Raw genomic sequence first — 8,577 nt, forward strand, 5'->3', positions numbered from 1 at the left:
CCACGACGGTCTTGATGCCAGGCAGCTGCCGGCGGCGGTTGGCGATCGGCACGCGCAGCTTGATGATCAAGTCGCGGATGGCCCGCTCAGTAGCCTGCGTGTCCTTGCTCTGCGTCGGCATTTCTGGCAGGTCGATCAGCTGGTGGGAGTTGGGCGCGTACAAGCCCAGGGAAACGCGGTGGTTTTCCCGCTCGATCTGGTACTGGGCCTTGGCCCGGTAGTGCCACTGGTCCGGAGCCGGGATGGTCTTCTTGATCTTGTAGTTCTTGTAGCCGCGTGGCCGGTACTTTTCCAGAGCCGCGATCAGGTTGTCCCGCTTGAAGGCCAGCTGGCCTTCATAAGACAGGTGGGCCAGCTCCAGGCCGCCGATTCTCGGGTCAACGCCGGCCGGGAAGGCGACGCGGTCGGGACTGGCTTCCTTGATCCGCACCAGCTCGGCTTCAAGATACTGCGGGTGGTCCTTGACGATCTTGGCAACGACTACTTCGCCTGGCAGGGCGCCGGGGATGAAGATGATCTTGCGCTTGTAGTAGCCGATCCCTTCCCCGTTGATGCCGAGGCGCTTAATGGTAATGATGACGTGCCGCTCTTTTTGACCGGCCTTGGAAAAATTTTTCTTTTGCATGTGAGCCTTCTTCTTTGCTTGTTCTTTCTACAATAATAAAACTGGAACTTTTTGACATATTATTATACCGAGCTTTTTAAAAGCCGCGCAAGTTTTTCGCAGCTTTTGTGACAATTTGCTAAGATAGATGTTGGCGACACTGCGCAGCAAGGGAGGAAAAACATGGCGATTATTACAAAAGTTAGTGCACAAAAGCGGCCGGGGCGCTACAATATTTTCTTGGACCAGGAGTACGCTTTTTCCGTCAGCGAGAAGACGCTGGCGGAATTCGTCCTGCTCAAGGGCCAGGAGCTCGGCCCGCAGAAAATCGCGGAAATCGAGGAATACGAACTCGCCGCCCGGGCCAGCGAACTGGCGGCCAAGTACCTTTCCTACCAGCCGCGGACGGTCAAAGAGGTGACTGACTATCTCAGCCAGCACGAGATTTCCCGCCCGGCAGCCCGGCAGGCGGTGGCTGAACTGGTCGACCTGGGCTATTTGGACGATGCGTCCTATGCCAGACTGTTCGTCAAAAACGACCTGCACGTGGGCAAAAACGGCCCCACAGCCGTCAGCCGGGACTTGAAGCGCAAGGGAGTCGACGACGACTTGATCGAAGCTGCCTTGGCGGAAGTGAGCGAAGAAGACTGGGCCGAAGTCGGCAAGCGCCTGGTCAAGTCGCTGTTGGGCCAGCAGGGGAAGATTGCCAAAAAAGAGCTTGACCGCAAGATGCAGGCCAAGCTGCTCAGCCACGGCTTCTCCAGCTCCCTGGCCCAGGCCGTGACCCAGGAGCTGTCCCCGGAAGCTGACGAAGAGCAGGAGCAAGCCGCCCTGGCCAAGCAGGGCCTCAAGGCCTACAAGCGCTTCAAGCGCTACGAGCCCGCCCAGCGCCAGCAGAAGATGCGGCAATATCTTTACAGCCACGGTTTTTCCGGGGATGAGATCAGTGCCTTTTTGGCCGGGGAGATCATTCCCTTGGAGGAACTGGAAGAATATTAAGTGCAGAAAAACAGAAAACACAGAATAGAAAGAAGCAGGAAGATGCAGACAGAAATCAATGAACTGACATTTATCGGCAAGGCTTTTCCCGACCGGATGATGGACGCAAACGGGACTTTCGCTGCCAGCAACCAGGAATTAGAAGAAGATCCGGCCTTCCAAAAGTTCGTCCAAGAGGCGGGAGTGGGCAATCAGCGGGCCTCGCTGATCGTTTTCGGGCCGGAAAACTTCATGTACTGGTACGGGGTGCTTGCCCCTCAAGCCAGCGCGCCGGCCGGTCTGCTCAAGTTTGCCCTGCCGCAGGCCCGGGTTTTCCAGAAGGAAGAAACGGCCAACGCGGCTTACTTTGACCTGCCGCTGAATTTCGAGCTGCCCCGTTTTCTGGACGAAGCCGGTGACCTGGGCAGCGACTTCCAGCTCCGGCTTGAGGAGAACTCCAACCCTTACATCCTGCGCCAGCTGGATTTGGACAGTAAAAAACTGACCAAGAGCCTTTACCTCCCGGTCAGTCAGAATTAAGATTTGATTTCGGCGTCGATGGCCAGATTGTCGTATTCGATGTAAGCTCCCAGACAAGTGGAGATGAACATGATCAAGATGACGAAGCCCATCGAGGTGCCGACGATCCATTCAAGCGGCAACAGCAGCCGGACCACGATCGTGGCCAGGGTGCACAAGACCAGGTCCAGCAGGAAGTTGGCGGCCTGCAAGACCGGCCGGCGGCGGATGCTGAAGAAGCGGAGAATCTGCTGCAGGAAGCTGGCATAGATGTCTCCGGCCAGCAGGTTCAGCGGCCGCTGGATCGTTGCCTTGACGGCCAGCATGATGATGGCCCCGACGAAGGCCCCCACGGCAGTTCTCAAGGGATCAGTCGAGTGCAGGACCAAGGCGTTGTAGCCAATGCCGATGATGGCTAAGCTGCAGATGTAGGGGATCAAGAGCAGGAAGACGAAGACTAACATAATGCGGCGCATTTTCATGGTAAAACACCTCTTTCTACAGGGGTATTTTATCATATTCTGTTAAGGTCATATGCTATAATGTAAATATTTAAGGATTTTACGAAAGAGAGTTAGAAAAATGACTAGCGACCCTGCGACCGGCAGCCTGTTTGACAGATTGAAAAATCACTTTGCCAGCAACGAAGAAAGCGGCAAAGACGAGCTGCAGGCGGAAATTGACCAGCTGCATGCCAGCAACGTTTTGACCGACACCGAGTATTCAATGATCGAGGGCAGCATGAGCTTCCACGACAAGGTAGCGCGTGAAGTGATGGTGCCGCGGACAGATGCGTTCATGATCGACATTGAGGATGACCTGGAAGAAAACCTGGACGACATCCTCCACCAGCCATATTCAAGAGTTCCCGTCTACCGCCAGGACAAGGACCAGATCGTGGGCGTCATCCATATCCGCACCATTCTTAGGGAGGCCCGCAAGCGCGGCTTTGACCAGCTGACTTACGACACCCTGATCTCCCCGCCCCTGTTTGCCCCGGAAACGATCGAACTGGACGACCTGCTGGTGCAGATGCAGACCAGCCAGCAGCAGCTGGCGATTTTGACCGATGAATACGGCGGGGTGACCGGTCTGGCCAGCATCGAGGACCTGATCGAGGAAATCGTCGGCGACATCGACGACGAGGTCGACAAGGCCGAAATCCTGGTCCGGCAGCTGAACGACCGGCAATTCGTCATCTACGGGAAGATGCCTTTGACGGACTTCAACGACCGTTTTGGCACTGACCTGGAAATGGAAGACGTCGACACCCTGGCCGGCTACATGATTACCAAGCTGGGCGTGATCCCGGGCAGAGGGGAACAGCTGGAAGTGCCGCTGGAAAACGGAATGGTCTTGACGACCCGGAGAATGCGGGGGTCCCGGCTCTTGACGGTCTTATTGACTCTGCCAGAAGAAAACAACGAGGAAGAAACTGAAGAATAATGAACAAAGAACTTTTAGACAAGGTAAACAAGCGGCGGACTTTTGCGATCATTTCCCACCCCGACGCCGGTAAAACCACGATTACCGAGCAGATGCTGCTCTTGGGTGGGGTCATCCGCAGCGCCGGGACGGTCAAGGCCCGCAAGACCGGGAATTACGCCACCAGTGACTGGATGGAAATCGAAAAGAAGCGTGGGATCTCCGTTACTTCATCCGTGATGCAGTTTGAATACCAGGGCAAGCGGATCAACATCCTGGACACTCCCGGCCACCAGGACTTCTCTGAAGACACCTACCGGACTTTGATGGCGGTCGACGCCGCGGTCATGGTTATCGACTCGGCTCGCGGGATCGAGCCGCAGACCAAGAAGCTGTTCAAGGTCGTGCGGCAAAGAGGCATCCCGGTCTTCACCTTCATGAACAAGCTGGACCGGGACGGCAGAGAGCCTTTGGACCTGGTTGCTGAACTGGAAGACGTCCTGGGCATTGAAGGCGTGGCCATGAACTGGCCGATCGGGATGGGGCAGAGCCTGCTGGGCCTGTACGACATTGCCAACCAGCGCGTTGAACTCTACCACCCTGAAGAAGGGCAGGACCGCTTCGTGGCCCTGGAAGACGGGAAGGCTCCGGCCGGCAGCCCGCTGGCTGACGATCCGCAGTTTGAGGAAACCCTGGGCGAAATCGAACTTTTGGAAGGGGCAGGGGCTGCTTTTGACCGCGACCTGGTTTTGGCCGGCGAGCAGACTCCGGTCTTCTTCGGGTCAGCTCTGACCAACTTCGGCGTTGAAACCTTCCTGGAACAGTTCGTTGACCTGGCCCCGGCTCCGGGCAGCCACAAGGTCAACGGCGACGAAGACCTGGCCCCGGACGACGATGAATTCTCCGGCTTTGTCTTCAAGATCCAGGCCAACATGAACCCGCAGCACCGGGACCGGATCGCCTTTGTCCGCGTCTGCAGCGGCGAATTCAGCAAGGGCCTGGACGTTACCCTGGCCAGAACCGGGAAGCCGGTCCGCCTGAACAACGCCGTCGAATTTGAATCCAGTGCCCGGGTGCAGGTTTCTGAAGCCGTGGCCGGGGACATTGTCGGCCTTTATGACACTGGCAACTTCCAGATCGGCGACTCCATTTACGCCGGCAAGCGCAAGCTGGAATTCCCGCCGCTGCCGGAATTTACTCCGGAACTGTTCATGCGGGTTTCCCCGAAGAACGTCATGAAGCAGAAGTCCTTCCACAAGGGGATGAACCAGCTGGTTCAAGAAGGGGCCGTTCAGCTCTACCGCAACTACCAGACTGAAGACTACATCCTGGGCGCGGTCGGCCAGCTGCAGTTTGAAGTCTTCCAGTATCGGATGAAGAACGAATACAATTCCGAAGTCGAAATGACTTCAATCGGCCACCGGGTGGCCCGCTGGATCAATCCGGACCAGCTGGACCCGAAGATGTCCTCCAGCCGGAACCTGCTGGTCAAGGACCGCTTCGGCAACCCGCTCTTCCTCTTTGAGAACGCCTTTGCTGAGCGCTGGTTCCATGACAAGTACCCAGACGTTGAACTGACTGAAAAACTTTAACAAAAAAACGATGCCTTACGGCATCGTTTTTCTTTTTTCTTTTGGCCTGACTGGCTGCTTTTGTCAGCATTCGCTCATTTCTTTTTTGCCCTTTGGCAAAAAGTAGTATACGAGATCAATAACGGATTGGGCAAACATCACTCCGGCCATCCAGTACATGGCCATCATCATCTTGTCTGTAAAAGTGTAGAAGACGACGATGCCATACATCAAGACCCACAGAATTTTCAAGTAAAGGTTGTTGTTCATCATAGCTCTAATCCCCCCAATGATTCTTAGTGATGGCTGGCGCCGCTGGTAGCGTCATGATGGCTGGCGCCAGATGAAGCGTCGTGGCCCGCGTGGCCGGCTCTTGAAGCTGCAGTGACGGCTTCAACCAAGCGGCGGCTGGTTGAAGCTTCAGCCGCGTGGAAGCAGGCGCCCATGTCCATGTCTTCGACGTCCATGCCTGGCATGAAGACTTCGCCAGGTTCAACGCCCATTTCTTCAGCAAAGGCGTTGGTGATGGTTTCCATGTCCATCAGCTTGTAGGTCTTGTCTGGCTCCTTCGGGTCCACGATCTGGATCTGGGCCATCATGCCGGCATCCTCGTGTTCGATGATGTGGCAGTGGTACATGAAGACGCCGGCGTTTTGGAAGTAGACCTTCAAGCGGACAGTTTCGCCAGGACCGACTTCAACAGTGTCCTTGTAGACGTTGATTTCGTTCGGGTTCGGCTTCTTCCCGTCGCGGGAAACGACCAGGAAGTGGGCCCCGTGAATATGGAAGGGGTGCAGCATCCCGGAAGCAGAGTTGTTGGTGTTGGTTACGTCCCAGTATTCAACCGAGTTCAAGGTCTGCTTCATGTCGATTCTTTCCATGGAGAAGCGCAGGCCGTTGATCTTGTCGTGGTCGTCCATGGTCACGTGGCGGACCGGGGCTTCGCTGTTTACGGCCGGGTCATCCGGGGTAAAGATGTTGAAAGGCAGCTCGCGGTCGTCTTTTTCAAAGGCATGGATCCGGAATTCCAGCAGCTTGAAGTCGTCGGTGTAGAGGCTGACGACGTCGCCTTCCTTGTAGCCGGCGAAGTCGACGATGACCTGTTGTCTTTCCCCTGGCCCGATCAAAAGCTTCTTGACGTCAATCGGGTGTCTGAGGAAGGAGTCATCCCCGCCGATCTGAGTCATGGTCAAGTCGTTTTCAAAGTGCAGGCGCCATTCACGGCGGTCAGACCCGCCCAAGAAGAGCAGGCGGACCTTTTGGGTGGTCACGTCGATGTAAGGACGGACCACGCCGTTGATCAAAGGCACTTCACCGAAGACGCCCATCGGGTCGTAGTCGGCCCGGTAGTCCAGCTGGTTGTCATGGAAGGTCCGGTCCTGCAGGACAACCGGGAATTCGTCGACCCCGTAATTCTTCGGAATCGGCAGGCGGGCTTCATTGTCGTCGGTAACCACGACCCCCATGGCCAGTCCCATCCAGACCTGCATGGCCGTTGACGGACACGGGTGGGCGTGCAGCCAGGTCAAAGCGGCTGGCTGCTTGACCGTGAATTCAATGTCTTTTTCTTCGCCTGGATATACCGGCGCGTGACAGCCGCCGTCGGTAATCGGTCCCGGAACTTCCATGCCGTGCCAGTGGAAAGAAGTAAGCACCGGCAAGCTGTTCTTGAGGCGCACGTGCACTCTTTGTCCGGTCTTGACCACCAAGGTTTGGCCCAAAAGGGGCGCGTTGTAGCCCCAGGTCTTGGTTTTCTTGCCAGGCAGGATCTGGCTTTCGCCTTCCTGGGCCTCGATGGTGTAGTAGATGTCGTTTCCGTCAACCTTGTCCGGCGCTAAAAGCGGGGGAACAGCCAGGGGCTGGGCTTCGACTCCTTCTGGAATCGTCAGCGGCTTGTAGCCCATGTGGCTTTTGTCAAAGTCCTTCTCAGCATAAAAGTAATCCGGGTAAACTGTCATGATCAGTACCTCCTTGTTTTTTACTAAACAAACAGTTTAAATGCTTTTGCACATTTCACATTCTCTTTTTATAAAAAGCGCTTTCCAGTGCTCAAAGCCGATTGTAGAACTTATTTCCAATAAAAAAATTGACATAGATCAATTCTGAGGATTTTTTCGAAAAAAAGGGCACTTTTTTAAAATAAATCTGCAATTTTTCAAAAAAACCGGTACTTTTTGAATTTTTTAGCAAAAAACAGGCCAAAAAAAGAGCCCCGGAGGGGACTCTTCTTCATTCTGTTTATTTGTCAACGTGGATTTCAACTACCCGACGATGCTTGTCAACCGTGAGCTGATAGCTGGTCCGTTCGGGAATCAGCCGCTTGATCACGAATTCAAGTTCTTCTTCCCGGATCTTGCGGTGATGGTTTTCCAAAACAATCCCGATGGCAATTGGGCTTTCGGTATAAACTACGGTAGTATTGCCTAAAGAATAAACTTTAACGTAGTTCACGCTCGTAGTATTTAGCTGACTGTGGACTAATTCGGCATAGCTATTAGTAACATCAATTAAGTGCATAAAACTTCACCCGTTTCTATTTGTCTCTGATATTCCCCTCACTTTCATTATAACGCATTCAAGAAAAAAACAAGGATCCTTTTTGGATAATCCTTGTTTTTTCTGTTCAAAGATAGTTATTTCTCTTCACTGGCGCCTTCAGAGGCTGGCAGGGCCTGAACCTCTTCGGAGATGGCGATTTCGCCGTCCTTTAAGTCGGCTACCAGGTCCTTGGCTTCAGTGTGGTCAAGCTTGTAGTCGGCCACCTTGTCTTCGATTTCTTCCTGGATGACGCGGCGAAGCGGGCGGGCACCCATTTCCGGATCGTAGCCTTCATCGACCAGCTTGTCCTTGGCAGCGTCGGTAACCGTAATGTGCAGGCCCTGGTCGCTGACCATGGCGTTGGTCTTGTCCAAAAGCAGGTTGACGATCTGCAGGAGGTTGGCCTTGGTCAAAGCGTGGAATTGAACGATGTCGTCAAAACGGTTCAAGAATTCCGGCTTGAAGTACTGGCTCATGACCTTGCGGGTTTCTTCAGCTTCGTTCTTGTTGTTTTCAGCCGCGAAGCCGACGCTGGCCGTCTTGATGCCCTGGCCGGCATTTGAGGTCATGATGATGATCGTGTCCTTGAAGGAAACGGTCCGGCCCTGGGAGTCGGTCAGGCGGCCGTCGTCAAGAATCTGCAGGAACAGGTTCAAAACGTCCGGGTGGGCCTTTTCAACTTCATCCAGCAGAATCAAGCTGTAAGGGTTGTGGCGGACCCGTTCGGTCAGCTGGCCGGCTTCTTCATAGCCAACGTAGCCAGGAGCAGAGCCGATCAGCTTGGAGACGGAGTATTGCTCCATGAATTCGGACATGTCAAAGCGGATCATGGCGTCTTCGCTGCCGAACATCTTCAAGGCCAGCTGCTTGGCCAGCTCGGTCTTGCCGACCCCGGTCGGGCCGACGAAGAGGAAGGAGCCGATTGGCCGGCCGGACTTGTTG

10 protein-coding genes are annotated in these 8,577 nt (G+C 54.8%); 4 read left to right on the forward strand and 6 right to left on the reverse strand.

Going from position 1 to position 8,577, the window contains the following annotated elements; genetic code table 11:
* Positions 1-625 (reverse strand): class I SAM-dependent RNA methyltransferase (locus tag lacNas_RS13510; RefSeq protein WP_201346951.1); only part of this gene is annotated, 625 nt, incomplete at its 3' end.
* Between the two features lie 162 nt (positions 626-787).
* Between lacNas_RS13510 and recX the strand changes: the two genes are divergently transcribed.
* Positions 788-1,603: a recombination regulator RecX gene (gene recX, locus lacNas_RS13515; RefSeq protein ID WP_201331242.1), complete on the forward strand. Its 816-nt coding sequence runs from the start codon at positions 788-790 to the stop codon at positions 1,601-1,603.
* Between the two features lie 42 nt (positions 1,604-1,645).
* Complete coding sequence (locus lacNas_RS13520) at positions 1,646-2,122, forward strand: hypothetical protein (RefSeq protein WP_201331243.1); 477 nt, start codon at positions 1,646-1,648, stop codon at positions 2,120-2,122.
* Here lacNas_RS13520 and lacNas_RS13525 read toward each other — a convergent pair.
* Entirely contained in the window at positions 2,119-2,583 is a 465-nt protein-coding gene (locus tag lacNas_RS13525; protein WP_201331244.1) for a hypothetical protein, read from the reverse strand. The two genes, lacNas_RS13520 and lacNas_RS13525, sit on opposite strands and share 4 nt — an antisense overlap.
* 100 nt (positions 2,584-2,683) lie before the next feature.
* On the opposite strand from lacNas_RS13525, the gene lacNas_RS13530 reads away from it, so the two are divergent.
* Positions 2,684-3,547, forward strand: a complete 864-nt coding sequence (locus tag lacNas_RS13530) for a hemolysin family protein (RefSeq protein WP_201331245.1) — start codon at positions 2,684-2,686, stop codon at positions 3,545-3,547.
* On the forward strand, positions 3,547-5,118 hold the full coding sequence (locus tag lacNas_RS13535; protein WP_201331246.1) for a peptide chain release factor 3: 1,572 nt from the start codon (positions 3,547-3,549) through the stop codon (positions 5,116-5,118). Before lacNas_RS13530 ends, lacNas_RS13535 begins: the two co-directional genes overlap by 1 nt.
* A 63-nt stretch (positions 5,119-5,181) precedes the next feature.
* Here lacNas_RS13535 and lacNas_RS13540 read toward each other — a convergent pair whose 3' ends face one another.
* The 4 genes from lacNas_RS13540 to lacNas_RS13555 form a co-directional block, all read right to left on the reverse strand.
* Complete coding sequence (locus lacNas_RS13540) at positions 5,182-5,370, reverse strand: hypothetical protein (protein ID WP_201331247.1); 189 nt, start codon at positions 5,368-5,370, stop codon at positions 5,182-5,184.
* 23 nt (positions 5,371-5,393) lie between these two features.
* The gene (locus tag lacNas_RS13545; RefSeq protein ID WP_201331248.1) at positions 5,394-7,055 is read right to left on the reverse strand and encodes a multicopper oxidase family protein; all 1,662 of its coding nucleotides are present in this window, start codon (positions 7,053-7,055) and stop codon (positions 5,394-5,396) included.
* A 280-nt stretch (positions 7,056-7,335) separates the two neighbouring features.
* Positions 7,336-7,614, reverse strand: a complete 279-nt coding sequence (locus lacNas_RS13550) for a DUF1827 family protein (RefSeq protein WP_201331249.1) — start codon at positions 7,612-7,614, stop codon at positions 7,336-7,338.
* A 116-nt stretch (positions 7,615-7,730) separates the two neighbouring features.
* The coding region (locus tag lacNas_RS13555) for an AAA family ATPase (protein ID WP_201346952.1) at positions 7,731-8,577 on the reverse strand (847 nt) is incomplete at its 5' end.

It is taken from the genome of Lactobacillus nasalidis, from assembly GCF_016587775.1.
Lineage (GTDB): Bacteria > Bacillota > Bacilli > Lactobacillales > Lactobacillaceae > Lactobacillus > Lactobacillus nasalidis.

What these genes read in the sequence shown, in the direction of transcription:
- recX (WP_201331242.1), top strand. Translation starts at nt 788, where the DNA reads ATGGCGATTATTACAAAAGTTAGTGCACAAAAGCGGCCGGGGCGCTAC.
- lacNas_RS13520 (WP_201331243.1), top strand. Translation starts at nt 1,646, where the DNA reads ATGCAGACAGAAATCAATGAACTGACATTTATCGGCAAGGCTTTTCCC.
- lacNas_RS13525 (WP_201331244.1), bottom strand. Translation starts at nt 2,583, where the DNA reads ATGAAAATGCGCCGCATTATGTTAGTCTTCGTCTTCCTGCTCTTGATC.
- lacNas_RS13530 (WP_201331245.1), top strand. Translation starts at nt 2,684, where the DNA reads ATGACTAGCGACCCTGCGACCGGCAGCCTGTTTGACAGATTGAAAAAT.
- lacNas_RS13535 (WP_201331246.1), top strand. Translation starts at nt 3,547, where the DNA reads ATGAACAAAGAACTTTTAGACAAGGTAAACAAGCGGCGGACTTTTGCG.
- lacNas_RS13540 (WP_201331247.1), bottom strand. Translation starts at nt 5,370, where the DNA reads ATGATGAACAACAACCTTTACTTGAAAATTCTGTGGGTCTTGATGTAT.
- lacNas_RS13545 (WP_201331248.1), bottom strand. Translation starts at nt 7,055, where the DNA reads ATGACAGTTTACCCGGATTACTTTTATGCTGAGAAGGACTTTGACAAA.
- lacNas_RS13550 (WP_201331249.1), bottom strand. Translation starts at nt 7,614, where the DNA reads ATGCACTTAATTGATGTTACTAATAGCTATGCCGAATTAGTCCACAGT.